The 25,408-nt window shown below is 73.4% G+C and carries 23 protein-coding genes; 21 read left to right on the forward strand and 2 right to left on the reverse strand.

The window, feature by feature from the left end:
• The first annotated feature begins 135 nt into the window (after nucleotides 1-135).
• Genes ACZ4NB_RS14775 through ACZ4NB_RS14785 form a run of 3 tightly spaced genes read left to right on the forward strand, consistent with a single transcriptional unit; the run spans nucleotide 136 to nucleotide 3,487 of the window.
• On the forward strand, nucleotides 136-1,134 hold the full coding sequence (locus ACZ4NB_RS14775; RefSeq protein ID WP_467661452.1) for an NADPH:quinone oxidoreductase family protein: 999 nt from the start codon (nucleotides 136-138) through the stop codon (nucleotides 1,132-1,134).
• Nucleotides 1,131-2,333, forward strand: a complete 1,203-nt coding sequence (locus tag ACZ4NB_RS14780) for an acyl-CoA dehydrogenase family protein (protein WP_467661454.1) — start codon at nucleotides 1,131-1,133, stop codon at nucleotides 2,331-2,333. Before ACZ4NB_RS14775 ends, ACZ4NB_RS14780 begins: the two co-directional genes overlap by 4 nt.
• Nucleotides 2,330-3,487 (forward strand): acyl-CoA dehydrogenase family protein, encoded by a 1,158-nt coding sequence (locus ACZ4NB_RS14785; RefSeq protein WP_467661456.1) that lies wholly within the window; start codon nucleotides 2,330-2,332, stop codon nucleotides 3,485-3,487. The genes ACZ4NB_RS14780 and ACZ4NB_RS14785 overlap by 4 nt, the downstream gene beginning before the upstream one ends.
• 74 nt (nucleotides 3,488-3,561) lie before the next feature.
• Here ACZ4NB_RS14785 and ACZ4NB_RS14790 read toward each other — a convergent pair whose 3' ends face one another.
• Entirely contained in the window at nucleotides 3,562-4,104 is a 543-nt protein-coding gene (locus ACZ4NB_RS14790) for a Ser-Thr-rich GPI-anchored membrane family protein (protein ID WP_467661458.1), read from the reverse strand.
• Nucleotides 4,105-4,307: 203 nt separating this feature from the next.
• Between ACZ4NB_RS14790 and ACZ4NB_RS14795 the strand changes: the two genes are divergently transcribed.
• The 14 genes from ACZ4NB_RS14795 (at nucleotide 4,308) to ACZ4NB_RS14860 (ending at nucleotide 19,333) form a co-directional block, all read left to right on the forward strand.
• Complete coding sequence (locus ACZ4NB_RS14795) at nucleotides 4,308-5,657, forward strand: hypothetical protein (RefSeq protein WP_467661460.1); 1,350 nt, start codon at nucleotides 4,308-4,310, stop codon at nucleotides 5,655-5,657.
• A gap of 370 nt (nucleotides 5,658-6,027) precedes the next feature.
• Nucleotides 6,028-7,245, forward strand: coding sequence for a S1 family peptidase (locus tag ACZ4NB_RS14800; RefSeq protein ID WP_467661462.1), 1,218 nt, complete (start codon nucleotides 6,028-6,030; stop codon nucleotides 7,243-7,245).
• A 126-nt stretch (nucleotides 7,246-7,371) separates the two neighbouring features.
• Entirely contained in the window at nucleotides 7,372-8,970 is a 1,599-nt protein-coding gene (locus tag ACZ4NB_RS14805) for an ABC transporter substrate-binding protein (RefSeq protein ID WP_467661464.1), read from the forward strand.
• 29 nt (nucleotides 8,971-8,999) lie between these two features.
• Nucleotides 9,000-9,965 carry an ABC transporter permease gene (locus tag ACZ4NB_RS14810; protein ID WP_467661720.1) on the forward strand — a complete coding sequence of 322 codons (966 nt, stop codon included), beginning with the start codon at nucleotides 9,000-9,002 and terminating at the stop codon, nucleotides 9,963-9,965.
• Nucleotides 9,958-10,866, forward strand: coding sequence for an ABC transporter permease (locus ACZ4NB_RS14815; RefSeq protein ID WP_467661466.1), 909 nt, complete (start codon nucleotides 9,958-9,960; stop codon nucleotides 10,864-10,866). The genes ACZ4NB_RS14810 and ACZ4NB_RS14815 overlap by 8 nt, the downstream gene beginning before the upstream one ends.
• Nucleotides 10,863-11,849, forward strand: a complete 987-nt coding sequence (locus ACZ4NB_RS14820; RefSeq protein ID WP_467661468.1) for an ABC transporter ATP-binding protein — start codon at nucleotides 10,863-10,865, stop codon at nucleotides 11,847-11,849. Before ACZ4NB_RS14815 ends, ACZ4NB_RS14820 begins: the two co-directional genes overlap by 4 nt.
• Complete coding sequence (locus ACZ4NB_RS14825) at nucleotides 11,833-12,510, forward strand: ABC transporter ATP-binding protein (RefSeq protein ID WP_467661470.1); 678 nt, start codon at nucleotides 11,833-11,835, stop codon at nucleotides 12,508-12,510. The genes ACZ4NB_RS14820 and ACZ4NB_RS14825 overlap by 17 nt, the downstream gene beginning before the upstream one ends.
• Nucleotides 12,511-12,551: 41 nt before the next feature.
• On the forward strand, nucleotides 12,552-13,073 hold the full coding sequence (locus tag ACZ4NB_RS14830) for an acyl-CoA thioesterase (RefSeq protein ID WP_467661472.1): 522 nt from the start codon (nucleotides 12,552-12,554) through the stop codon (nucleotides 13,071-13,073).
• A 23-nt stretch (nucleotides 13,074-13,096) separates the two neighbouring features.
• Nucleotides 13,097-14,002, forward strand: a complete 906-nt coding sequence (locus ACZ4NB_RS14835; RefSeq protein ID WP_467661722.1) for a LysR family transcriptional regulator — start codon at nucleotides 13,097-13,099, stop codon at nucleotides 14,000-14,002.
• A 229-nt stretch (nucleotides 14,003-14,231) separates the two neighbouring features.
• Nucleotides 14,232-15,407: a CaiB/BaiF CoA transferase family protein gene (locus ACZ4NB_RS14840; RefSeq protein ID WP_467661474.1), complete on the forward strand. Its 1,176-nt coding sequence runs from the start codon at nucleotides 14,232-14,234 to the stop codon at nucleotides 15,405-15,407.
• Between the two features lie 95 nt (nucleotides 15,408-15,502).
• Entirely contained in the window at nucleotides 15,503-16,315 is an 813-nt protein-coding gene (locus tag ACZ4NB_RS14845) for a crotonase/enoyl-CoA hydratase family protein (protein WP_467661475.1), read from the forward strand.
• Nucleotides 16,316-16,354: 39 nt separating this feature from the next.
• Complete coding sequence (locus ACZ4NB_RS14850) at nucleotides 16,355-17,092, forward strand: acetoacetate decarboxylase (protein WP_467661477.1); 738 nt, start codon at nucleotides 16,355-16,357, stop codon at nucleotides 17,090-17,092.
• 100 nt (nucleotides 17,093-17,192) lie between these two features.
• Entirely contained in the window at nucleotides 17,193-18,155 is a 963-nt protein-coding gene (locus ACZ4NB_RS14855; RefSeq protein WP_467661478.1) for a 3-hydroxyacyl-CoA dehydrogenase NAD-binding domain-containing protein, read from the forward strand.
• A complete protein-coding gene (locus ACZ4NB_RS14860; RefSeq protein ID WP_467661480.1) occupies nucleotides 18,152-19,333 on the forward strand; it encodes an acyl-CoA dehydrogenase family protein in 1,182 nt (393 codons plus the stop codon). The genes ACZ4NB_RS14855 and ACZ4NB_RS14860 overlap by 4 nt, the downstream gene beginning before the upstream one ends.
• 12 nt (nucleotides 19,334-19,345) lie before the next feature.
• Here the strand turns inward: ACZ4NB_RS14860 and ACZ4NB_RS14865 are convergent, their stop codons facing one another.
• A complete protein-coding gene (locus tag ACZ4NB_RS14865; RefSeq protein ID WP_393491453.1) occupies nucleotides 19,346-20,128 on the reverse strand; it encodes a DeoR/GlpR family DNA-binding transcription regulator in 783 nt (260 codons plus the stop codon).
• Nucleotides 20,129-20,364: 236 nt separating this feature from the next.
• On the opposite strand from ACZ4NB_RS14865, the gene ACZ4NB_RS14870 reads away from it, so the two are divergent.
• The 4 genes from ACZ4NB_RS14870 to ACZ4NB_RS14885 are packed head-to-tail and all read left to right on the forward strand — an operon-like array spanning nucleotide 20,365 to nucleotide 25,375.
• Entirely contained in the window at nucleotides 20,365-21,663 is a 1,299-nt protein-coding gene (locus ACZ4NB_RS14870; RefSeq protein ID WP_467661482.1) for an MFS transporter, read from the forward strand.
• A gap of 13 nt (nucleotides 21,664-21,676) precedes the next feature.
• Nucleotides 21,677-23,248, forward strand: a complete 1,572-nt coding sequence (locus tag ACZ4NB_RS14875) for an FGGY family carbohydrate kinase (RefSeq protein ID WP_467661484.1) — start codon at nucleotides 21,677-21,679, stop codon at nucleotides 23,246-23,248.
• Complete coding sequence (locus tag ACZ4NB_RS14880; protein ID WP_467661486.1) at nucleotides 23,241-24,752, forward strand: FGGY-family carbohydrate kinase; 1,512 nt, start codon at nucleotides 23,241-23,243, stop codon at nucleotides 24,750-24,752. The genes ACZ4NB_RS14875 and ACZ4NB_RS14880 overlap by 8 nt, the downstream gene beginning before the upstream one ends.
• Nucleotides 24,749-25,375 (forward strand): histidine phosphatase family protein, encoded by a 627-nt coding sequence (locus ACZ4NB_RS14885; RefSeq protein WP_467661488.1) that lies wholly within the window; start codon nucleotides 24,749-24,751, stop codon nucleotides 25,373-25,375. The genes ACZ4NB_RS14880 and ACZ4NB_RS14885 overlap by 4 nt, the downstream gene beginning before the upstream one ends.
• Nucleotides 25,376-25,408: the final 33 nt, after the last annotated feature.

Genomic DNA, 25,408 nt, shown 5'->3' on the forward strand with positions numbered 1-25,408 from the left:
GGGCGGGCGCCGGGATGTGGCGCGGAGTCGTCGACGACGGTTCCCTCGTCGATACCGACCGCTTAGTATGTCGCTGGCGAGGGGCCGCTGCGCCCTCCGCCCCACCCGCGTATCCAAGGTCTCTGGAGGCACCAGGTGAAGGCATGGCGCGTACACGCGAACGGCGAGCCGCGTGAAGTGATGCGGCTGGAAGAGGTGCCGGACCCGCAGCCGGGGCCGGGGCAGCTGCTGCTGCGGGTGCGGGCCGCCAATGTCAACTTCCCCGACGCGCTGCTGTGCCGGGGCCAGTACCAGGTGCGCCCGCCGCTGCCGTTCACGCCGGGCGTGGAGATCTGCGGCGAGGTGCTCGCCGCGGGCGAGGGCGCGGCCGGTGAGATCGGGAGCCGGGTCCTGGCCCAGCCGCCGCTGCCCGCCGGCGGCTTCGCCGAGCTGGCGCTCGTCGACGCGGCGACCGTCCGCCCCGCCCCCGAGGCCCTGGACGACGCGGAGGCCGCCGCACTGCACGTCGGCTACCAGACCGGCTGGTTCGGACTGCACCGCCGGGCCCGGCTGCAGGCGGGCGAGACGCTGCTGGTGCACGCCGCGGCCGGCGGCGTCGGCAGCGCCGCCGTCCAGCTCGGCAAGGCCGCGGGCGCACGGGTGATCGGGGTGGCCGGCGGCGCGGACAAGGTCCGCATCGCCCGCGAACTGGGCTGCGACCTCGTCCTGGACCGGCGCACCGACGACATCGTCGCCGCGGTCAAGGACGCCACCGACGGCCGGGGCGCCGATGTCGTCTACGACCCGGTGGGCGGCGACGCGTACGCCAAGTCCGTCAAGTGCATCGCCTTCGAGGGCCGCATCCTCGTCGTCGGCTTCGCGGGCGGCGCCGTCCCCACCCCCGCCCTCAACCACGCGCTGGTGAAGAACTACTCGATCCTGGGCCTGCATTGGGGCCTGTACAACACCAAGGACCCGGCGGCCGTCGACGCCTGCCACGAGGAGCTGACCAAGCTCGCCGCGCAGGGCGTGGTCAAGCCGCTGATCGGCGGGCGGGTCCCGCTGGAGTCGGCCGCCGACGCCGTACAGCGGGTCGCCGACGGCACCTCCGTCGGCCGGCTCGTGGTGGTCCCCGGAGCGGGGGAGGTCCGATGACCGACGCCGCCGACCTGCGCCGGCGCACCGCCGAGCTGCTCGCCGCCCACCCGCCCGCCACGACGGACCGCCTGGAGTTCCTGCGCGCCCGCTTCGACGCGGGGCTGGCCTGGGTCCACTTCCCCGAGGGGCTCGGCGGACTCGACGCGCCGCGGTCCCTCCAGGCGGTCGTCGACGCCGAGCTGGAGGCGGCCGGCGCCCCCGGCAACGACCCGGGCCGGATCGGCATCGGCCTGGGCATGGCCGCGCCCACCATCCTGCGGTACGGCACCGACGAGCAGAAGCAGCGCTTTCTGCGGCCGCTGTGGACCGGCGAGGAGGTGTGGTGCCAGCTGTTCAGCGAGCCCGGTGCCGGCTCCGACCTGGCGGCGCTGGCGACCCGGGCGGTGCGGGACGACGACGGCGACGGCGGCGACGGGGGAGGCTGGATCGTCGACGGGCAGAAGGTCTGGACCTCCAGCGCACATCTGGCCCGCTGGGCGATCCTGATCGCCCGCACCGACCCCGATGTGCCCAAGCACCGCGGCATCAGCTACTTCGTCTGCGATATGACCGACCCCGGCGTCGAGGTGCGCCCGCTGCGGCAGATCACCGGCGAGGCCGAGTTCAACGAGGTCTTCCTCACCGGCGTCCGGATCCCCGACGCGCACCGCCTCGGTGCGGTCGGCGAGGGCTGGCAGGTCGCCCAGACCACCCTGATGAACGAGCGGGTCGCCATCGGCGGCGTCCGCACCCCCCGCGAGGGCGGCATGATCGGCGTCGCCGCCGCAGACTGGCGCGCCCGCCCCGAACTGCGCACCCACGATCTGCACCAGCGGCTGCTGAAGCTGTGGGTGGAGGCCGAGGTCGCCCGGCTGACCGGCGAGCGGCTGCGCCAGCAGCTGACCAAGGGCCAGCCGGGGCCCGAGGGCAGCGGTATGAAGCTCGCCTTCGCCCGCCTCGCCCAGGAGATCAGCGGCTGGGAGGTGGAGTTCCTCGCCGAGGACGGACTGACCTACGACGACTGGACGATGCGCCGCCCCGACGGCGTCGACTTCACCGGGCGCGAGGCCGGCTACCGCTATCTGCGCGCCAAGGGGAACTCCATCGAAGGAGGCACCTCCGAAGTGCTGCTCAACATCGTCGCCGAACGTGTGCTGGGGCTGCCGCCCGAGCCGCGCACCGACAAGGACGTCGCGTGGAAGGACCTCCCCCGATGACCGACCCGCAGACCACCGCGCCAGTGGGCCCGGACCCCGATCTCCTGTACTCGCAGGACGAGGACGCGCTGCGCGCCGCCGTACGGTCGCTGCTCGCCGACCGCAGCGATCCGGCCACCGTGCTCGCCGGCCTGGAGTCGGACCGCGCCTATGACACCCGGCTGTGGCGCGCGCTCGCCACGGAGATCGGCACCGCGGGGCTGCTGGTCCCCGAGCGGCTCGGCGGAGCCGGCGCGAGCGCCCGCGAGGCCGCCGTCGTACTGGAGGAACTGGGCCGCTCCGTCGCGGCCGTGCCCTATCTGACCAGCGCGGTCGTCGCGGTGACCGCCCTGCTCGGCTGCCCGTGCGACCGGCCCGAGGTCGCCGCGCCGCTCACCGCGCTCGCCGAGGGGAGCACCGTCGGCGTGCTCGCCCTCCCGCTGCCCACCGCACCCGGAGGACTGCCGGAACCGGCCGTACGGGCCGACCCGGACGGTGTCCTCACCGGCCGGGTGACCTCGGTCGCCGACGCCGCGGCCGCCGCGCTGCTGCTGGTCTGGGCCCAGGCGCCCGACGGCCCGGCGCTCTACGCGGTCGACGCCGCGGCCGAGGGCGTGCGCACCGACACCGTCACCCCGCTCGACCTCACCCGCCCCCTGGGGCACCTCGCCTTCGACGGCGCCCGCGGCACCCTGCTGGCCACCGGCGACCGCGCCCGCGCCGCGGTCGAGCGCGCCCTGCTCACCGGGGCCGGGCTGCTCGCCTCCGAACAGCTCGGCGTCGCCGAATGGTGCCTGACCGAAACCGTGCGCTACACCGCCGAGCGCACCCAGTTCGCCCGCCCGGTCGGCTCGTTCCAGGCGCTCAAGCACCGGATGGCCGCGCTGTGGCTGGAGGTCGCCTCGGCTCGCGCCGCCGCCCGCAACGCCGCCGACGCGCTGGCCACCGACAGCCCGGACGCGGCCGTGGCGGTGGCCGTCGCCCAGGCGTACTGCGCGCCGGTGGCGGTGCGCGCCGCCGAGGAGTGCGTCCAGCTGCACGGCGGCATCGGGATGACCTGGGAGCACCCGGCCCATCTGTTCCTCAAGCGGGCCAAGAGCGACGAGCTCGCGCTGGGGTCGCCGGGCAGGCACCGGCAGGCCCTGGCGGGGCTGGTCGGTCTCGACGCGCCGTAGGGCCTGTCGTCACACTCCTGTCGATCGCCCGCGAGGCAGGCGGGAGTGTGACGACGGGGCCTGGGCCCGGCCGGTCAGCCGGTGACGGTGAAGGTCCGGCTCAGGGCGCGGACCTCGGCGTCACCGGCGGTGGCCACCTCCAGGAAGTAGCGGGGGCCCGGCGGCACCCGCGGCAGCGTCACGATCACCTCACCGGCCGGTCTGGCGCCCGCATGGGTCGCGACCAGCCCCAGCCGCTGCGAGCGGCCGTGGCCGGTATCGGTGCGCAGCCAGACGTCCACCTGCTCGCCCGTGGTGTTCTTCCAGGTCACGGCGAAGCTGCCGTTCGGCTGGAAGTCGACACCGCCCTGCGGCGCGGTCACCTCGATCCGCCCCGTCACGGGTGCGGTCCGAAGGCCGGCGTCGGGCGGCACGGCGTCGGCGCCGAGCGCGGAGGTGGCGGCCCGTGCGGCCGAGCCGCCGTGCCCGGCCGTGGCGGTGTAGGCACCGGCGGGCGACGGCCGGTCCGGCCCGGTACCGGGGCGCTCGGGTGCCAGCGTGACCACCAGCATGCAGCCGACGGCGGTGGCGGCGACGGCGACGGCCAGATTCGTGGCTATCCAAGTGGCCCTGGACATCGTCTTCTCGTTTCCTCGGGGGAGGGACGAGCCGGAGCATCCCCGGCACGTCGATGGCCAAAAACGACGCGCTGAGCGACCACCTGGATGGCCATTCCCGGCGCGACAGACCCCACGGGGCAAGAGACAATCCCCGCGGCCGGACGGGATCGATCACCCGTCCGGTGATGTCTGGAAAGTGCCGTTCGGGTAGCGTCGAACCCATGGACACCGCAACTCGTCGTGCGCTGATCGGACCGGTTCTCCTCCTGGTGGCCGCGCTGGTGGCGGTGACCGCGCTGCTGGCGCCCGGCGCCCGTGCCGCGGGCGGGCTGGACGAGGCCGCGGCGGCCCTGAAGAAGGGCCCGGTCTATGTCGATCCGCGCGCCGCGGATCAGCTCTCCGCAGGTCAGGCGGCTGCGCTGACCAAGAAGATCAAGGACGCGGACAAGCCGATCTTCGTCGCGGTACTGCCGAGAGCCGCCGAGTACCAGCCCGGCACGCTGCTGGCGGACCTGCGGACCAAGGTCGGCATCAGCGGCGTCTACGCCGTCGAACTCGGCGACGGCTTCAACGCCGGCGCCGACCCGCGCGTGATGTCCCGCGACTCCGTCAGGAACCTCGTCGGCTCGGTCAAGCGCTCCGACTACACCGTCGCCGAGCGGCTGAACAGCTTCGTCGACACCGCGGAGCAGTCGGCGCGGGGCCACGCCCCCAGCTCATGGGGCGACACCGGAGGGGCCGGCGGGTTCGACACCGGCACGGCGATCGGCCTCGGCGTCCTGGTGGTCGTCGGCGGCGGCGGCGCGTACGCCATCGCCCGCCGCAACCGCAGGCGGCGGGCCGAGGAGGAGCGGGCCGCGCTGGAGGACCTGCGGGTCGTCGTCGACGAGGACATCACCGCCTTCGGCGAGGAGTTGGACCGGCTGGACTTCCACCCCGGCGAGCCCGGCGCCGACGACGCGATGCGCGCGGACTACAGCCATGCGCTGGACGCGTACGAGACGGCCAAGTCGGCGATGGCGGCGGCCGAGCACCCCGGCGAGGTGCGGGCCGTGACCCAGGCGCTGGAGGACGGCCGGTTCTCGCTGGCCACCCTCGCCGCGCGCCGCACCGGCACGTCGCTGCCCGAGCGCCGGCCGCCCTGCTTCTTCGATCCGCGGCACGGCCCGTCCGTCGTCGATGTCGCCTGGGCCCCGGCCGGCGGCGCGGAGCGCACCGTACCGGTCTGCGCGGCGGACAAGAGCCGGCTGGACGACGGCCGCGAGCCGCTGGCCCGTACGGTCCGCACCGAGCGCGGCGACCGCCCCTACTGGGAGGCCGGCCCGGCCTACGGCCCCTGGGCCGGCGGCTACTTCGGCGGCGGTCTGCTGCCCGGCCTCCTGGTCGGCACGCTGCTCGGCAACGTGCTGATGTCGTCGCCCGCCTACGGCGCGGACTTCGGCGGCCCCGGCGGCGCCGAGGGCGGAGACTACTCCGGCTCCGACTTCAGCCCCGACGACTTCGGCGGCGGCTTCGGTGACGGCGGCGGCTTCGACGGCGGTGGCGGCTTCGGCGGTGACGGCGGCTTCTGAGCGTTCCGGGCCGGTCGGCCACGGCGGGTTCTGAGCCCTCCCGGCCGGCCGGTGCCCGGGGCCGCTGAGCGCTCCCGGACGTTCGCCGTGCGGAAGGCCGCCGACCGCGGTGGCGGGCACGTCCGGCCCGGATGACGGGCATTCAGGTGTCCCCGCTCCCGGATGGCGGGCGCCCGAGCAGGTCACCTTGCACCACTCCGCGGGCAGCTGCCCGAGCGCTATCGGGCCGGAGCGGGCGGGGATTTGGGAGCAGGTCCCGCGAGTCGTCCGGCCACCATGCAAAGGATCTCCCTCATGCCGCGTGTCGCGGTGTCGCGCACGCTCGACACGTCGGATCCGACGTGCACTCGACACCGCGAGGAGATCCCCGATGCAACGCTTTCGCAAGGCCGCCCTGTGGGGCGCGACCGTCGCGGCCATGGCGGCCGTCGGCTCGCTCGGCCCGGCGCACGCCGTACCGGTGCCCGATCCGACGCCCCAGCCGCGCGGCATGTTCGACGCGATGAGCCGGGACCTGGGACTGACCAGGGAGCAGGTGCGCGTCCGGCTCGCGCAGGAGACCGACGCCCACCGTGCCGCGGCCGCCGTGCGCCGGGCGCTGAGCACCCCGCCCGCCGGGATGTGGTTCGACAAGGCGAGCGGCAAGCTCATCGTCGCGGTCACCGGCGCCGCCGACGCCCAGCGCGTACGGGCGGTGGGCGCGGTGCCCAGGACGGTGTCGCACAGCCATGCCGCGCTGATCGGCCTGGTGCGGCAGATCGACGGCCGGGCCGGCAAGGGCGTACCGGGCGTCATCGGCTGGGGCGTGGACGAGCGGACCAACGGCGTGGTGATCCGGGTCGACCGCACCAAGCGCACCGCGCAGACCGGCGAGTTCGAAAAGGCCGTCCGCGGCTTCGGGACCCGCGCGAAGATCCCGGTCACCGTCGAGCAGACCGACCAGTCGCCGCGCCAGCAGGGCGGCCGGGTCATCGGCGGTGAGCGCTGGATGCCCGGCAACGAGGGGATCTGCTCCATCGGCTTCTCGGTGACCGGCCCGCACGACCTGCGGGGTTTTGTGACGGCCGGTCACTGCACCCTGACCCCGGAGCAGGCCGCGTACGGCAAGGACGGCAGCCGGTTGGGCACGTCCAACCTGGACGGCAAGCACAGCGTCAACGGGCGCGAGGGCGACTTCGGGCTGGTCGAGGTCGACCAGCCGGAGTGGACGCTCAGCCCGACCGTGGCGGGCCAGGGCGGCCGCCCGGTGACCGTCGCCGGCTCGCAGGAGGGCCTCGTCGGCATGTCGATCTGCCGCTCCGGTCAGTCCAGCGGCTGGCACTGCGGCGAGATCACCCGGGTGGACCAGACCGTGGACTACGGCAATGTGACGATCGACGGGCTCTCGTACACCAACGCCTGCTCCGCGGCCGGTGATTCGGGCGGTTCGTACGTCACCCAGCCCAACAACCCGATGGCCGTCGGGGTGCACTCCGGCGGCGGGTCCTCCGGCTGCGACGGCGACGGCGGCAGCACCCTCACCATCTTCCAGCCGGTCGGCGAGCCGCTGGCGAAGTGGAACCTGACGCTGAAGACCGGCACCTCCTGACGCGTACAGCAGGAGGCCGGTTCAGGGCTGCCCCTTTACATACTGTTTAATGAGATCGATTAATTGCGAGCTACTCGCAACAACTCTGACTCGCAATAACAGTCGATCTTCATTAGGGGTGTGGGCATGACGGCCCGGTCGATACGCACAGGGGCCGCCGCGGCGCTGGCAGGCGCGCTGGCGCTGGTGACGGCGGCCTGTTCGGCGCCGGACGACGGTCGGGGGCGGGCCGCCGACGCGAAGGACTCCGCGGTCGTCGGCATCGCCTACGAACCCGAGACGCTCAGCCCGCTGCTGGGCTACGGCAAGGACGGCAACTCCAAGATCTTCGACGGGCTGCTCACCCACGACGCCGGCATGAAGCTCAGGCCCGCGCTGGCGTCCGCACTGCCCGAGGTCTCGGACGGCGGCCGGACCTACACCTACTCCCTGCGCCCGGGAGTGACCTTCTCCGACGGCAGGCCCTTCACCGCCGACGACGTGGTCTTCACCTACGAGACCATCCTCGACGAGAAGACCAACAACGCCTCCAAGGCCGAACTGGACGCCCTCGACACGGTGGAGAAGAAGAACGACCGGACCGTCGTCTTCCATCTCAAGTACCCCTACGCGCCGTTCGCCGAGCGCACCGTACTGCCCATCGCCCCGCGCCATATCGCCGGCAAGCAGGACGTCAACAACGGCCCCTTCACCACCAAACCGATCGGCACCGGTCCCTACGTCCTCACCCACTGGTCCAAGGGCGAGAAGCTCACCTTCAAGGCCAACCCCACCTACTGGGGCGGCGCGCCGAAGGTGAAGAACTTCACCATGGCGATCATCAAGGACGACGACATCCGCGCCACCCGGCTGCGCGCCGGCGATCTCGATGGCGCCGTCCTGCCCCCGGACCTCGCCGCCACCTTCGCCTCCGACAAGGGCAGGAAGACCCTCACGGCCACCACCTTCGACTACCGCAACGTCACCCTGCCCAGCGCCCACCCCGTCACCGGCGACCGCGCCGTACGCCGGGCGCTGGACGTCGCCGTGGACCGCCCGGCCATGGTCAAGGGCATCCTCAGCGGCGCCGGCAAGCCCGCCTACGGGCCGGTGCCCACCGACAGCCCGTGGTTCGCCGAGGGCACCGAGCGCCCGCACGACCTGAAGAAGGCCGCGCGGATCCTCGACGCGGCCGGCTGGAAGCAGGGCGACGACGGCATCCGGCACAAGGGCGGGCAGCGGGCCTCCTTCACGCTCTGGTACCTCTCCGGCGACAAGCTCCGCCAGGAGCACGCGCTCGCCTTCGCCTCCGACGCCAAGAAGGCCGGTGTCGAGGTGAAGACCGAGTCCGGCACCTGGGAGGCCATCGAGCCGAACATGAAGCGGGACGCGGTGCTCGCCGGCGGCGGCAGCCCGGCCGACCCCGACTTCGACCAGTACCTGCTGCTGCACTCCTCGCTCGCCGGCGAGGGCTTCAACAACATGTCGCGCTACGCCGACAAGACCGTGGACGCCAAGCTCGTCGAGGCCCGCCGCACCGACGACCACACGACGCGCAAGGCCGCCTACGACACCGTCCAGCGACGGCTCGCCGACGACCCCGCCTACATCTTCCTCACCCATATCGACCACCTCTACGTGGTCGGTGACCGCTGGCCGGGCCTGACCACCCAGGTCGAGCCGCACGACCACGGGCTGGCCTCCGGCCCCTGGTGGAACGTAGAGGACTGGCAGACCGGCAAGTGAGCGCGACCACCCCGCTTCCCTGGGGGCCGATGGCGCGGATGACGGCACGGCGGGCGCTGCTCGCCGTGCCCGTCCTGCTCGCCGTCACCCTCGGCGTGTTCGCGCTCGCCGCGGCCTCGCCCTTCGACCCCGTCAAGGCGTACGCGGGCACCGCCGGGCTGACCGCCTCCCAGGAGAACCTCGACCAGATCCGGCACAACCTCGGTGCCGACCGGCCACTGCTCGCCCGCTGGTGGGACTGGCTGACCCGCGCCCTCAGCGGCGACCTCGGCGACTCCTCGACGCTGCGCGCACCGGTCTCCCAGGTCATCGGCGAACGCATCGGCTGGTCGGTGCTGCTGTGCGCCCTCGCCTTCGCGCTCGCCGTCGTCCTCGGCACGCTGCTGGGCGTGCTCGCGGCCCGGCGGCGCGGCTCACTGCTCGACCGCGCCGTCGGCTGCGCCGCCTACGTCCTGGAGGCCGCGCCGCCGTTCTGGCTCGGCCTGCTCGCGGTCTGGCTGTTCGCGCTCCGGCTCGGGGTGCTGCCGGCCGGCGGCCTCACCGACACCGGCAGCGAGGTGGCCACCGCCGGCCAGATCGCGCGCCACATCGTGCTGCCCGCCGTGGTGCTCGCCCTCTCCCAACTGCCCTGGTTCGTGCTGTACGTGCGCCAGGGGGTCGGCGACGCACTGGAGGAGGACCCGGTGCGCGGCGCGCGGGCCCGCGGACTGCGGGAGCGGACCGTGCTGCTGCGGCACGCGCTGCGCTCCGGACTGCTGCCCGTCCTCACCCTGATCGGCTCCCGGGTGCCGGAGCTGATCACCGGCGCCCTGCTGGTCGAGACCGTCTTCAGCTGGCCGGGCATCGCCGCCGCCACCGTCCAGGCCGCCACCGGCGTGGACTTCCCGCTGCTGGCCGCGCTCACGGTGCTGGCCACCGCGGCCGTCCTCGCCGGCAACCTGCTGTCCGACCTGCTCTACGGACTCGCCGACCCCCGGGTGGCCTTCGATGGCTGACACCACCTGGCACCCGTCCCCACGCGCGCGCCGATCGAACGGGGCGGCCCCCGATCCCGGACGGAGCCGCGGCCCGGCCCTGCGCGCGCTGCGGATACGGGCGGGGGCCGCGCTGGTGGGACTCACCGTCCTCGCGGTCGCGCTCGTCCCGCTCCTGTTCCCCCTCGACACCCAGGCCGTCGACCTGGCCGCCAAGCTCCGAGCGCCCTCCTGGGCCCACCCGTTCGGCACCGACGAGGTCGGCCGCGACCTGCTGCTGCGCTGTGTCCACGGGCTGCGGGTCTCCCTGCTCGTCGGCGTGGTCGCGGCGCTGGCCGCCACCGTCGTCGGCACGGCGGTGGGCGCGCTGGCCGGTGCCCTCGGCGGCTGGGCGGACCGGGCGGTCATGCGGATCGTCGACCTGTTCTCGTCGGTGCCGCACCTGCTGCTGGGCATCTTCGTCGTGGCGCTGTTCCGGCCCGGGATCTGGCCGGTGATCGTGTCGGTGGCGCTGACGCACTGGCTGTCGACCGCACGGATCGTGCGCGCCGAGGTGCTCTCGCTGCGCTCCCGCCCGTACGTCGACGCCGCCCTCGCCGGCGGCGCCTCGCGCGCCCGGGTGGCGGTGCGTCATCTGCTGCCGGGTGTGCTGCCGCAGGCCGGGCTCGCCGCCGTGCTGATGATCCCGCACGCCATCTGGCACGAGTCCGCGCTGTCGTTCCTGGGCCTGGGGCTGCCCGCCCACGAGGCGAGCCTGGGCAGCATGGTCAACACCGCCCGCGGCTCCCTGCTGGCCGGGGACTGGTGGCCGACCCTCTTCCCCGGCCTGTTCATCATCGTCCCCACCCTCGCCATCGCGGTCCTGGCCGGCGTCTGGCGGGAGCGGATCGACCCCCGGCGCCGATCGGAGCTGACGCTATGAGCGCGCCCTCGCCGGCCGTTCGCCCCGTGCTGTCCGTACGGGGGTTGTCCGTACGCTTCCGGATGCCCGGCGGCCGGCACCTCCACGCCGTCACCGATGCCGCCTTCGACCTGGCCGCGGGGGAGTGCCTGGCGCTCGTCGGCGAGAGCGGCTGCGGCAAGTCCGTGCTGGCCTCGGCCCTGCTCGGGCTGCTGCCCGGCAACGCGCAGACGGCCGGTTCGGCGCGGCTGGGCGACACCGAGCTGCTGACCGCGTCCGAGCGGGAACTCGCCGGTGCGATCCGCGGGCGGCGGATCGGGCTCGTACCGCAGAGCCCGGCCGCGCATCTGACGCCCGTACGGAGCGTGCGCGCCCAACTGGAGGAGACCGTACGGGAGTTGACGGGAACGGCCAGGCGCGACCTGAGGGCGGCGGCGGAGCGGGCCGCCGCGCGCGCCGCCTTCCCCCTCGACCACCTCGACCGCTTCCCGCACCAGCTCTCCGGCGGGCTGGCGCAGCGCGCGGCCACCGCGCTCGCGCTGGTCGGCGACGCACCGCTGCTGCTCGCCGACGAGCCGACGACCGGGCTGGACCGGGACCTGGTGGACCGCACCGTCGACGAACTGCGCAAGCAGGCTCGCGCGGGCCGCGCGCTGCTGATGATCACTCACGACCTGGCGGCGGCCGAGCGGATCGCCGACCGGGTCGCCGTGATGTACGCCGGCCGGATCGTCGAACTCGCCGACGCACCAGGGTTCTTCGGCCCCCCGGGCCCCCGGCACCCCTACGCCCGCGGACTGCTCGACGCGCTGCCCGGCCGGGCCTTCGTCCCCATCCCCGGTATGCCGCCGGAGCTGGGCGATCTGCCGCCGGGCTGCGCCTTCGCCGCCCGCTGCGGGCGGGCCACCGCGGCCTGCGAGACGGTGCCCGCACCGCACGACGGCGTCGCCTGCCACCACCCGGTGACGGCGGAGAAGGAGGCCGACGATGCTCGAACTGCGTGACATCACCGCCGGATACGACCGACGGGCGCCCGTCGTGCGCGGTGTCTCGCTGACCATCGCCCCCGGTGAGGCGGTGGGGCTTCTCGGCCCCAGCGGCTGCGGCAAGTCCACCCTCGCACGGGTCGCCGCACTGCTGCACCGGCCCGACTCCGGAACCGTCGTCCTGGACGGCGCACCCGCCGCGGGCTGGCGCCATCGCGCACCCCGCGCCCAGCGCACCGCCTACGGCGTGCTCTTCCAGCAGCCCCGGCTCTCCGCCGACCCGCGCCTGAGCCTGGCCGACCTGATCGCCGAACCGCTGCGGGCCACCGGGCGGCGCGCCCGGGTCCCGGACCGGATCGCCGAGCTGGCACCGGCCGTGGGCCTGAGCCGGGAGCTGCTCGCACGCCGTCCGCACCAGGTCAGCGACGGGCAGTTGCAGCGGGCCTGCCTGGCCCGCGCGCTGGTGCTGCGGCCCCGCTGGCTGATCTGCGACGAGATGACCGCGATGCTGGACGCCTCGACAACCGCCGCACTGGTGGCCGTCGTCGAGGACTACCGCCGGGAGAGCGGCGCCGGTCTGCTCGCGGTCGGCCACGACCGTACGCTCCTGGAGCGCTGGTGCGACCGCACCGTCGGCTGGCGGGAGCTGAGCCGCACACCCGCGGCGCCTACGATGTGAAACAAGTGGCCCATGGGCCTCACGGGGAACGGGGAGAGATCGTGGCAGAGGCAAGGGATGCGGAGCGGACCACGGCCGGTGAGGACCCGGCGGGCGGACCGGAGCGTACGGCCGGGACGGAGCAGGCGCAGCCGTTCGCGGCCTTCGCCGTCCCCGTCACCGTCCGCGGCTATGAGACGGACTCTCAGGGCCATCTCAACCAGAGCGTCTATCTGCAGTACGCCGAGCACGCCCGCTGGTCGCTGCTCCAGGCGAGCGGCATCCGGCAGAGCGACCTGGTGGACCGGCGCATCGGCCCGGTGACCATCGAGACCACCATCCGCTATCGGCGGGAGCTGCGCGCGGGCGACGAGGTCGAGGTGAGCTGCGCGTTCGTGTGGGGTGCGGGCCGGACGTTCCGGGTGGAGCAGACCGTCCGCACGGCGGACGGGACGGTGGCCGCCGAGCTGAGCGCCGTGGGCGGGCTGCTGGACCTCACCGAGCGCACCCTGCTCCAGGACCCGCGGGCGGTCTTCCGCGAGCTGGCACAGGACCCCGCGGCGCTCGGCCTCGCCAAGGACTGACGGGTAGTGTGGCCCGTGTGGACATGCTGCACCTGCGCTACTTCGTGGCGGTTGCCGAAGAGCTGAATTTCTCCCAGGCGGCACGCAAGTTGCACATGGCGGCCTCTCCGCTCAGCCAGCGGGTCAAGGACCTCGAACGCGAGCTGGGCCAGCCGCTCTTCGAGCGCAGCACCCACCACGTCGCGTTGACGCCGGCCGGTGCCGCGCTGCTGCCGCTGGCCCGCGATGTGCTGGAACGCGTCAATGCCATTCCGTGGCGGCTGCGGGAGGCCGTCCGTCCGCAGCGGGCCACCCTGCTCATCGGGATGCCGTCGGGAATCCACCCCGCGCTGCGGGCCCGGGTGCGGGAGCTTGAGGCGGCCTGCCGTACGGCGTACGAGCTCAAGCGCTGGCCCGGCCGTTCCAACGGCCTCGCCGAAGCGGTCCACGACGGCCGGCTGGCGCTGGCACTGGTCCGGCTGCCGGTCTCCGATCCCGCGCTCGGCATCATCGAGGTCATGCGGGAACGGCTGGGCGCGGCGGTGCCCGCCGACCGGTTCGCCGGCCGGGAGTCGGTCACCCTGGACGATCTGCGGGAGCTGCCGTATGTGGCGACCGCGCCCGAGGCGATGCCCGCGTACTTCGACGAGATCGACGCCCGGCTGAATTCCGCGGGTGTGAAGAAGCGGATCCGTATCAACAGCTCGGATTATGCGGGCACCTCCGAGCTGGTCTCCGGCGGTATCGCCTTCTCCCTGACGATGCTCTCCTCGGAAAGCCCGATGCATCTCTACCGGCTGGAGAACGTGACCGTGCTGCCGGTGGTGGACTTCCCGGCCGAACTGGCCACCGGACTGCTCTTCCGCAAGGACCGGGCGGAGCCCGGCGGCGACCTGGAAGAGCTGGTCACCGCGGCGCGGGGAATTTTCGCCGAGCGGCTTTCCGCCTGATATCACCGACCGCTTCCCGCTGCTTTCCCACTGAATTCATCGCGCCTTTCTCGCACGCCTTCCCCGGGTGACACGGAAGGCTCCCGATAGGGTCGTGACCTGCGGTATGACCGCTGCGGTCATACCCTTCTTCGCTTCTTGATCGTTCTCATTCTGCGGCGTCGCGCCTAATGTCGAAGGCAGAAACATTCGTAGTACAACTACTTCAGTCGCCTTCGCAGGAGTGACCATGGACGCCACGAACGAGAGTGCCGCCGGCCCGCTGGACGGCATACGGGTGATCGATCTGTCCACCGTGGTGATGGGGCCCTACGCCGCCCAGATCATGGGCGACCTCGGCGCCGACGTCATCAAGATCGAGTCGCCGTCCGACACCGTACGGGCGGGCCGCTACCGCACCACCCCCGGGATGACGCCGCTCAACCTCAACGTCAACCGCAACAAGCGCAGCGTCTCGCTGAACCTCAAGGACGACACCGACCGCGAGCGCGCACTCGCGCTCATCGGCACCGCCGACGTGCTGATCACCAATATGCGGCCCGGCGCCCTGGCCCGGCTCGGCCTGACCTACGCCGACCTCGCCGAGCGCAGCCCCGGCCTGGTCTACGCCCACGCCCAGGGCTTCCGCAGCGACTCCGAGCGCGCGGGCCACGCCGCGTACGACGAGACCGTGCAGGCATCCTCCGGGCTGGTGGACGTGGCCCGGCGGGCGCTCGGCCGGCCGGTCTACCTGCCGACGATCATCGGCGACAAGGTCGCCGGGCTGACCATCGTCTACTCGGTGCTCGCCGCGCTGGTGCACCGCGACCGCACGGGCCGGGGCCAGCACATCGAGATCCCCATGACGGACACGCTGATCGCCTTCAACCTCGTGGAGCATCTCGCGGGCCATGTCTACGAGCCGCCGGTCGGCTCCACCGGCTTCCCGCTGTCGATGAAGCAGGGCCACCGGGCCGTGCCCACCGCCGACGGGCTGGCCTGCATCGTGCCCTACCACGCCCAGAACTTCCGCGACTTCTTCGCGGCCGCCGGCCGCGGCGATCTCGCCGGGGACCCGCGGGTGGCCGGCACCGTCATCGACGACGCCGACGTCGACCCGCTCATGGAGCTGGTGGCCCAGTGCGCGCCGGCGCTGACCACCCAGGAGTGGGAGGAGGTCTGCGCCAAGCACAGCATCCCCATGGCGCCGGTGCTCGAACTGGACCGCGCCGCCGACGACCCGTACGTACGCGACGGCCACCTCCTCGATCTGGTCGAGCACCCCAGTGAGGGCCCGATCCGGTCCGTCGGCATCCCCGTTCGCTTCTCGGCCACCCCGGGCTCGGTCCGGCGGTTCGCTCCGCTGCCCGGCCAGCACACCGACGAGGTCCTCGACGAGCTGGCGGCCGCGCCCCGGCGCCGCTGACGGTCCCCCTCCCTCAACACCCCTCGTTCCGCGCGGATTTCGGCCCTCGGCCACCGCCGTGCCGTACCGCACCCCGATCGCAAAGGACCCGGGCCATGCCCAGCACCCCCGACGCCACCACCCCCGACGCCCCCGCAGCCGGCGCCGCCCCCGTCGTACGCACCGAGCGGATCGGTACCGCTCTGCTCATCACGCTCGACCGGCCGCGCGCCCGGAACGCGGTCAACGCCGCGGTCGCCGCGCAACTCGCCGCCGCGATCGACGAGCTGGAGGGCGACCCGGTGCTGCGGGCCGGGGTTCTCACCGGCGCGCAGGGCACCTTCAGCGCCGGAATGGACCTCAAGGCCGCGCTGGCGGGCGAGTCGCCCGAGATCCCGGGCCGCGGATTCGGCGGGCTGACCGAGGCCGCGACGAGCAAGCCGCTGATCGCCGCCGTCGAGGGCTGGGCCATGGGCGGGGGCTTCGAACTGGCCCTGGCCTGCGACCTCATCGTGGCCGCTGAAGACGCCCGGTTCGGGCTGCCGGAGGTCAAGCGAGGGCTGCTCGCGGCCGGCGGCGGAGCCGTCCGGCTGCCGCGGCGGATTCCCTACCACCTGGCCATGGAGCTGCTGCTGACCGGCGAGCCGGTCTCCGGTGAGCGGGCCGGCCGGCTCGGCATCGCCAACCGGGTCGTACCGGCCGGGCGGGCCGCGGCGGTGGCACTGGAGTGGGCCGGGCGGCTCGCGGACAACGCCCCGCTCGCCCTCACCGCCGTCAAGCGGATCGCCCGCACCGCCGACGGCACACCCGAACCGGCCGCCTTCGCCGCCCAGCGCCGGGAGATGGCCGCGCTCGCCGCATCGGCCGACGTACGCGAGGGCATGGCCGCCTTCGCCGAGCGCCGGGCCCCCGTGTGGCAGGGCAAGTAGGCGCACACGACGGACAAGCAGGAGAAGAGGCCCTCCGCCATGCAGCAGCACCACATCGCCCGGCATCTCGCCACGCCCCTGATGAACCCGGCGTTCCCGCCGGTCGTCCCGCGCTTCACCGACCGCGAGTACCTCAACATCGTCTACCGCACCGACCGCGACGCACTGCGCGCGGTGGTGCCCGAACCGCTGGAGATCGACGAGCCGCTGGTCCGCTTCGAGGTGATGCGGATGGGCGACGTCACCGGGTACGGGCCGTACACCGAGGCCGGTCAGGCGATCCCGGTCCGCCACGACGGCGAGCGCGGCGAGTATCTGCACGCCATGTACCTGGACAACTTCCCGGCCACCGCGTCCGGACGGGAGGCCAGCGCCTACCCGAAGGTCGCCGGATCGCCCGCCCTGTATGTGGACCACGGCGCGCTCGTCGGCGTCCTGGACTACGGCACCGTCCGGGTGGCGACCGCCACGATGGGCTACAAGCACCACGAACTGGACCCCGAAGAGGCGGCCGCGCAGATCAGCGTGCCGACCTTCATGCTCAAGCTGGTGCCGGGGTTCGACGGCACCGCGCAGACGGCCCAGCTGGTCCGCACCGAGATCAGCGACGTGGTGGTGAAGGGCGCCTGGCGCGGGCCCGCCCGGCTGCAGCTCTTCGCGCACGTCCTCGCCCCGATGGCCGATCTGCCGGTGCGCGAGATCGTCTCGGCCAGCCACATCCTGACCGACCTCACGCTGGCCCCGGTCCGGCCCGTACACGACTACCTCGCGCGCTGATCCCGCACGGGCGACAAGAGCGCCCGAACGGCAGCGGCCGTATCGGCATCGCCCTGCCGGCCATGAAGTCGCCACGACCACACCGAAGGAAGCATCCGTCATGAGCAAGACACCTCCTACCGCGGCGGTGATCGGAGCCGGGACCATCGGGCTCTCCTGGACCGCCCTGTTCGCCGCCCACGGCATGCCGGTACGGGTCAGTGATCCGCGCCCCGACCTGGCCGAAGCCGTGGACACCGCGCTGGCGCAGGCCGCCCCGCAGCTGGCCCGGCAGGGCCTCGACGTCCGGGGCCTCGCCGACCGGGTCCGGCTGGCCGACGGCGTCACCGACGCGGTACGCCACGCCGATGTCGTCCAGGAGAACGGCCCGGAGGACGCCGGCTTCAAGCGTGAGCTGTTCGCCACCCTGGTCCGCGAGGCCCCGCCGCACGCACTCCTGCTCAGCTCCTCGTCCGCCATCCCGTCGAGCGCCTTCACCGGCGGGCTCGACGACGCCGGGCGGATCCTGATCGGCCATCCGTTCAACCCGCCGCACCTCGTGCCGCTGGTGGAGGTGGTGCCCGGCGAGCGCACGTCCGAGGACGCCGTGGCCCGGGCGGTCGCCTTCTACCGCTCGGTCGGCCGGGTCCCGGTCGTGGAGCGCAAGGAGATCCCCGGCTTCGTCGGCAACCGGCTGCAGAACGCGCTCAGCCGCGAGGCGATCCACCTGGTGGAGCAGGGCGTGGTCAGCCCGTCCGAGCTCGACACCATCATGGTCAACTCGCTCGGTCTGCGCTGGTCGACGGTGGGCCCCTTCCTCGGCGCCCACCTGGGCGGCGGCCCCGGCGGCTACCGGCACATGGCCGAGCACATCGGCCCCTCCATGCGGCGGATGTGGGACTCCCTCGGCCGCCCCGAGCAGAGCCCCGCCCAGACCGAACGGCTCATCGCCGCCGTGGAGGACGCCTACGGCTCGCGCCCGTACGGCGAACTCGCCCAGGAGCGCGACGAGAAGCAGCTCGCCGTCCTCGCCGCCCTGAACACCGACACCACCACCGCACCGAACGAGGAGACCCGGTCATGACCGACCAGCTCGCCGCCGACTTCTACGGCTACGAGAACCTGCTGCCCGACCACGAGCGCGAACTGCTGTGCAAGGCCCGCGACTTCATGCGCAACGAGGTCAAGCCGCTGGTCAACGACGCCTGGGCGAAGGGCGAGTTCCCCCGTGAACTGATCGACAGGTTCCGTGGACTCGGGCTCGCCGGCGTGGCGTACGAGGGGTACGGCGACCCGCTGCCCGCCGCGAGCAATCTGCTGGTCGGGATGCTCGCGATGGAGTACACCCGCACCGACGCCTCGTCCGCGACCTTCTTCGGCGTCCACAACGGCCTGGCCATGTACAGCGTCTACCGCGGCGGCGACGAGGAGCAGCGGCGCCGCTGGCTGCCCGCGATGGCCGCCCTGGACACGATCGGCGCCTTCGCCATGACCGAACCGCTCGGCGGGTCCGACGTGGCGGGCGGGATGCGCACCACCGTACGGCGCGAGGGCGACCACTGGGTCCTGAACGGCGCCAAGCGGTGGATCGGCAACGGCACCTTCGCCGACCTGGTCGTCGTCTGGGCCCGCGACGAGGCCGACGACCACGTCAAGGGCTTCGTGGTGGAGAAGGGCGCACCCGGCTTCACGGCCACCAAGATCGAGAACAAGACCGCGTTCCGCATCGTCGAGAACGCCGACATCACCCTCACCGACGTGCGCGTCCCGGAGGCCGACCGGCTCCAGCGGGTCGACTCCTTCCGGGACGTCGCGGAGATCCTGCGGGCCACCCGCAGCGGTGTCGCCTGGCAGGCGCTCGGCGTGATGATCGGCGCCTATGAGCTGGCGCTCGACTACGCGCGCGAGCGCCGGCAGTTCGGCCGGCCGATCGCCCGCTTCCAGATGGTGCAGGACCTCCTCGTCAAGAGCCTGGGAAACATCACCGCCTCCTGGGGCATGCTCGTCCAGCTGGCCCGCCTCCAGGACGCCGGCGTCTTCCGCGACGAACACTCCTCGCTGGCCAAGGCGTTCGTCACCAGCCGGATGCGCGAGGTCGTGGCCTGGAGCCGGGAGATATTCGGCGGCAACGGCATCGTGCTCGACTACGACGTCGCCCGCTTCTTCGCCGACGCCGAGGCCATCTACTCCTTCGAGGGCACGCGCGAGATGAACACCCTCATCGTGGGCAAGGCGATCACGGGGCAGAGCGCTTTCGTCTGACGGCCCCCGGCGTCACGGCCTGGCCGGCACCACCATCACCTCGGTGCCGGCCGCCCGTACGGCGCGGATCTGCTCGGCCGGCAGGCCGTCGTCGACGATCAGCAGCTCGAAGTCGGTCAGCGGGGCCAGCGCGTACAGACCGCCCTTGGTGAACTTGGTGTGGTCCGCGACCAGGATGCGGCGCCCCGCGCTCTCCATCATGGCCCGCTTGACCTGCACGGTCTCCGGCGAGGTGTGGTAGCAGCGGCCGTTGGTGACGGCCGTGGTGGACATGAACAGCACATCGGCGCGGAAGGCCCGTACGGCGTCCGCGGTGTGCGGGCCCATGAACGCGTCGTACGCCGGGAAGTACGCCCCACCCAGCGTGATCAGCGAGATACCGGGCTCCTTGGCGAGCGTGGTGATGGCCGGCAGCGAGTTGGTGATCACGGTCAGCGGGGTGTGCTCGGCGGCCTGGTGGGCCAGCAGCAGACAGGTCGTGCTGTCGTCGAGCAGCACGGTCTGCCCGGAGACCAGCAGCGTCGCGGCGGCCCGCGCCAGCTGCTGCTTGGTCTGCGCCATGGTGGCCATCCGCTCCGCGACACTGCCGTGGAACTGCGCCGAGGGCAGCCCGGTCGCCCCGCCGCGCACCTTGCGCAGCCAGCCCTGCGCCTGAAGGGCGTCCAGATCGCGGTGCGCGGTCATCAGGCTGACGTCGAACTCCGCCGCGAGGTCCGCGGTGCGCACGAAGCCGCGGGAGATGACGGTCTCGCGCATGCGGCGGCGCCGCTCCTCCTGGGCCTCGACCCGGTCCATCGCGCTGCTCTCCCCTCGGCTCCGCGTGAATTCGCCGCGTTATGTTCGCACGGATTTAACACTGCACCGGCCCCGGCGGCGGTGTCCACATGCGGTTCCGGTACGACGCAACACGGCTGGTCGCGGCCCTGATGCGAAGATTTCACGGGCCATTGACGCCCGATTCTGCGCGGCTGTTCCATCGCTCCGTCCACCCCCCTTGCCCCCTGCCACGCCGCCGCAGAAAGGGAGATTCGATGACGAACTCTCCGCCGCGTTCGCTGATCACCCGCCTGGGCATTCCGCCGACCCTCGCCTGGGGCTACCTCGGGCTCCTCCTGTTCATGATCGGGGACGGGGTCGAGTCCGGCTATCTCTCGCCGTACCTCATCGACCAGCACCTCTCGGAGTCCCGGGTCGCGCTGCTCTTCACCGTCTACGGGATCGCCGCCGGCATCGCCGCCTGGCTCTCCGGAGTGCTGTCCGACCTGTGGGGCCCGCGCCGTGTGATGTGGGCCGGGCTGGGCATCTGGGGTGTCTTCCAGGTCCTGTTCCTCACCGCCGCGATACCCCTGACCAGCTATCCGCTGATGATGGCCGCCTACGGGCTGCGCGGGCTGGGCTATCCGCTGTTCGCCTACGGATTCCTGGTCTGGATCGCCGGAGTGGCGCCGCGGGCCCGGCTCGGTACGGCCATGGGCTGGTTCTGGTTCGCCTTCACCGGCGGGCTGCCCACCCTCGGCTCGCTGGTCGCCAGCGGGCTGATCCCGCAGATCGGCGCCTACGCCACGCTGTGGGCCGCACTGGTGCTGGTGGCCGCCGGCGGACTGATCGCCCTGCTGCTGGTCCGCGACGAGCACGGCGGCCGGCGGCCGCGCGCCGAGGGCGAGGGGCCGGTGGCCACGCTGGTCGGCAGCGTCACGATCCTGTGGCGCAACCCCAGGGTCGGGGTCGGCTCCCTGGTCCGGGTCATCAACACCGCCTCGCAGTTCGGCTTCTTCGTGATCATGCCGATCCACTTCACCAAGACGGTCGGCTTCACCCTCACCGAGTGGCTACATCTGCTCAGCGCGATGTTCGCCACCAACATCTTCGCCAACCTGCTGTTCGGCGTGCTCGGCGACCGCTTCGGCTGGCGCCGCACCATCGCCTGGTTCGGCGGCGCCGGCTGCACGATCAGCACCCTGCTGCTCTTCTACGTCCCGCACGCCGCCGGTGCGAACTTCCCGCTCGCCCTCCTGGTCGCCGCGTTCTACGGCGCTACGCTGGCAGGTTATGTACCGCTTTCGGCGCTGGTGCCCACTTTGGAGCCCAAGCACCAGGGGCAGGCGCTGGCCGCGCTCAACCTGGGCGCCGGGGCCAGCACCTTCGTCGGCCCCGCCGTCGTCGCGGCGTTCGTCGGGACGCTCGGCGTCGAAGGGGTGGTCTGGATCTTCGCCGGGATGTACGCGGTGAGCACCGTACTCGCCCACTTCCTGACGCTGCCGGAGCCGGGTGCCAAGGACACGGCCGGTGCCGCGGACACCGCGCCCACCGCCGCCCCGGCGCCGGCGTGAAAGGACCCCACTGATGTCCGTACTCACCATCGACGTGGGCACCACGGTGATCAAGTCCGTCGTCTTCGACGACCAGGGCACCGAGATCGCCGTCGCCCGCCGGGCCACCGAGGTCCTGCGCCCGCACCCCGGCTGGGCGGAACAGGACATGGCGGCCGTCTGGGACGCCGTCGTCCACACCGTCCGCACGGTGCTGGACGGCCTGACCGACCCGGTCTGGCTGGTGTCCTTCACCGCTCAGGGCGACGGCGCCTGGCTCGTCGACGACCGCGGCCGCCCCACCGGACCCGCCATCCTGTGGTCCGACGGCCGCGCCGGGGAGCAGCTCGGGGCCTGGCAGCGCGACGGCGTCCTGGAGGCGGCCTTCCGTCGCAACGGCTCGCTGACCTGCGCCGGGATGCCCAACGCCCTGTTCAGCTGGCTCGCCGCCCACGACCCGGACCGGCTCGCCCGCTCCGCCACCTCGCTCACCGCCGCCGGCTGGCTCTTCCTGCGCTTCACCGGCGTGCGCGCCACCGACGAGTCCGACGCCTCTGCCCCGTTCCTCGACCACGCCACCGGCGCATACGACCCCTACATCCTCGACCTGTTCGGCCTCGGCGCATACGAACGGCTGCTGCCCACCGTCCTGGGCGAGTCGCAGCGGATCGCCGAGATCACCACCGCGGCCGCGGCCGAACTGGGGCTGCCCGCCGGGCTCCCGGTCGTGATGGCCCCCTACGACATCGCCTCCACCGCCCGCGGCGTCGGCGTCGTCAACCCCGGCCAGGCGTGCAGCATCCTCGGCACCACACTGTGCACCGAGATCGTCCGAACCGAGATCGACACCAGCGGGGAGCCGTCCGGCATCCACATCGCCTACCGCGGCCGCGAACGGGTGCTGCGCGCCTTCCCCACGCTCAACGGCGCCGAGGTGCTCGGCTGGGCCGCGCGGCTGCTGCACCTGCCGGGCCCGCCGGAGCTGGCGCAGCTGGCCTTCGAGTCCGAGCCCGGCGCCCGGGGGCTGATGTTCCTGCCCTATCTCTCCCCGGCCGGCGAGCGCGCCCCGTTCCTCGACCCGGGGGCCCGCGGCTCCTTCTGGGGCCTGTCCCTGGAGCACCGGCCCGCCGACCTGGCGCGCGCCGTCTTCGACGGACTCTCGCTGGTGCTGCGCGACTCACTGGCCGCCGCCCGCACGGACGTCGACGAGCTGCGGCTGTGCGGCGGCGGCGCCAACAGCGACGCCTGGTGCGCGCTGATCGCCGATGCGACCGGCGTGCCCACCGCGCGCTCCGGAGACACCGAACTCGGCGCCAAGGGCGCCTTCCTCACCGGCCTGGTCCGCACCGGCGCCGAGACCAGCATGCACAGCGCCGCCGCCAGATACGTCCGGATGCAGCGGAGCTGGGAGCCGGAGCCGCAGCGCGCGGAGTTCTACGCCGCGCTGTACGAGGACTTCCTCGGTTGGCGCGGGCTCGCCCGGGAGGCGGGCTGGCGCGGCCGGGCGACCTGGCACGGCGGCCCGGCGGCGCCCGGCCGCCCGGCCGAAGCCACCGGCCACCCCGTCGACACCACCGGTACCGCCCCTGGAGGCCCCCTTGTCTGACCCGCACCACCCCGGTGGCCCGCCTGCTGCCCTCGACGGCATCTGGCTCGGCCTCGACCTCGGCACCCAGAGCGCACGCTGCGTCGCCGTCGACGGCACCGGACAGGTCCTCGCCACCGCCGCCCGTCCGCTGACCAGCCGGCGCCACGGCAACCGCCATGAGCAGGACCCCGAGGAGTGGTGGCGCGCGCTGGCCGCCGCCTGCCGGGAGGCCCTGGCGGGCATCGACACCCGGCGGATCCGCGGGCTGGCGCTCGACGGCACCTCCGGCACGATCCTGCTCGCCGACTCCCGGGGCACCCCGCTCACCCCGGGCCTGATGTACGACGACGGGCGCGCCGCCGAGCAGGCCGCGGCCGTCAACGCGGCCGGCGCGGAGGTCTGGCAGGAGCTGGGCTACCGCAGCATGCAGCCGTCCTGGGCGCTGCCCAAACTCGTCGCACTACTGGAGAGCGCCCCCGCCCCGCGGACCGGGACCCGGCTGCTGCACCAGGTCGACCTGGTCACCTGGCGGCTGGCCGGGCGCCAGGTGCCGAGCGACGCCAGCCACGCCCTCAAGACCGGCTACCACCTCGTCGAGGAGCGCTGGCCGCGGGAGGTGATGGACGGACTCGGCGTCCCCGAAGGGCTGCTGCCCGAAGTGGTGCGCCCCGGAAGCGTGCTCGGCACCGTATGCGCCGACGCCGCCGCGGCCACCGGCATCCCCGAGGGGACCACCGTCGTCGCCGGGATGACCGACGGCTGCGCCGCGCAGATCGGCGCCGGAGCGCTCGCCCCGGGTGCCTGGAACTCGGTGCTCGGCACCACCCTGGTCCTCAAGGGCACCAGCCCGCACCTGGTCCGCGACCCGGCGGGCGTCGTCTACTGCCACCGCGGACCGGGCGGCACCTGGCTGCCGGGCGGCGCCTCCAGCAGCGGCGCCGGAGTCCTCTCCCGGCACTTCCACGGCGCGGACCTCGCCGCGCTCACCGCGCAGGCCGCGGCCCTGGACCCGGACGCGGTCGGCTACCCGCTGGTCTCCACCGGCGGCGAGCGCTTCCCCTTCCGCGCCCCCGACGCCGCACCGTTCATCCTGGGCGAAGTCCCCACCCGCGCCGCCGAGTTCCACGCCTGGCTCCTCGGCGTCGCCTGCCTCGAACGGCTCTGCTTCGACTACCTCGACCACCTCGGCGCGCCCATCGACGGGCCGCTCACCCTCACCGGCGGCGGCGCCCGCAACACCTACTGGTGCCAGCTGCGCGCCGATGTCCTCGGCCGCCCCGTGCGGCTGCCGCAGCAGGCCGAGGGCGCCCTGGGCATGGCCGTCCTCGCCGCCACCTCCTCGGGAGCGGGCCTTGAGGAGGCGGCCGCCGCCATGGTCCGCATCGACCGGGAGATCGCGCCCAGGCCCGCCCGCACCGCCCGCTACACCCCCGTCCACCTCCGCTTCCTGGACGAACTCACCCGCCGCGGCTGGCTCGGCCAGGACGTGGCCGACCACGCCCGCAGGAGGGCAGCGCAGTGACCGACCTGATCCTCGTACGCCATGGCGAGACCGTCTGGCATGCGGAGAACCGCTACGCCGGCCGCACCGACGTGCCGCTGACCGACCACGGCCGTGCCCAGGCCGCCGCCCTCGCCACCTGGGCCGCCACCGCCCGGCTCACCGCCGTCTGGAGCTCCCCGCTCTCCCGGGCCCGGCTCACCGCCGCACCCGCCGCCGACGCCTGCGGGCTGACCGCGCGCGTCGACGAGCGGCTCTACGAGGTCGACTTCGGCCGCGGCGAGGGCCTGACCAGGGACGAGATGAGCCGGCGCTTCCCGGAGCGGCTGGCGGCCTTCCTCACCGACCCCGTCGAGCACCACCTGCCCGACGGCGAGGACCCCCGGCACGCCGCCGAGCGCGCCGCCGACTGCCTCGCCGACATCGCCCGCGAACAACCCGACGGCCGGGTCCTGGTGGTCGCGCACTCCACCCTCGTACGGGTCCTGCTCTGCCATCTGCTGGGCATCCCGCTCGCCCACTACCGCCGGGTCTTCCCCCGGCTGGACAACGGCGCGCTCACCGAACTCCGCGTCGACCAAGGGCGGACCGCGCTGCTGAGCTTCAACGCACCGGCACTCACCCAGGCCCCCGCGCTCCACTGACCGCCCGTCACGCGCCCACCCGGCCCCGTACCG

This window comes from Streptomyces sp. NPDC026575, from assembly GCF_055567415.1.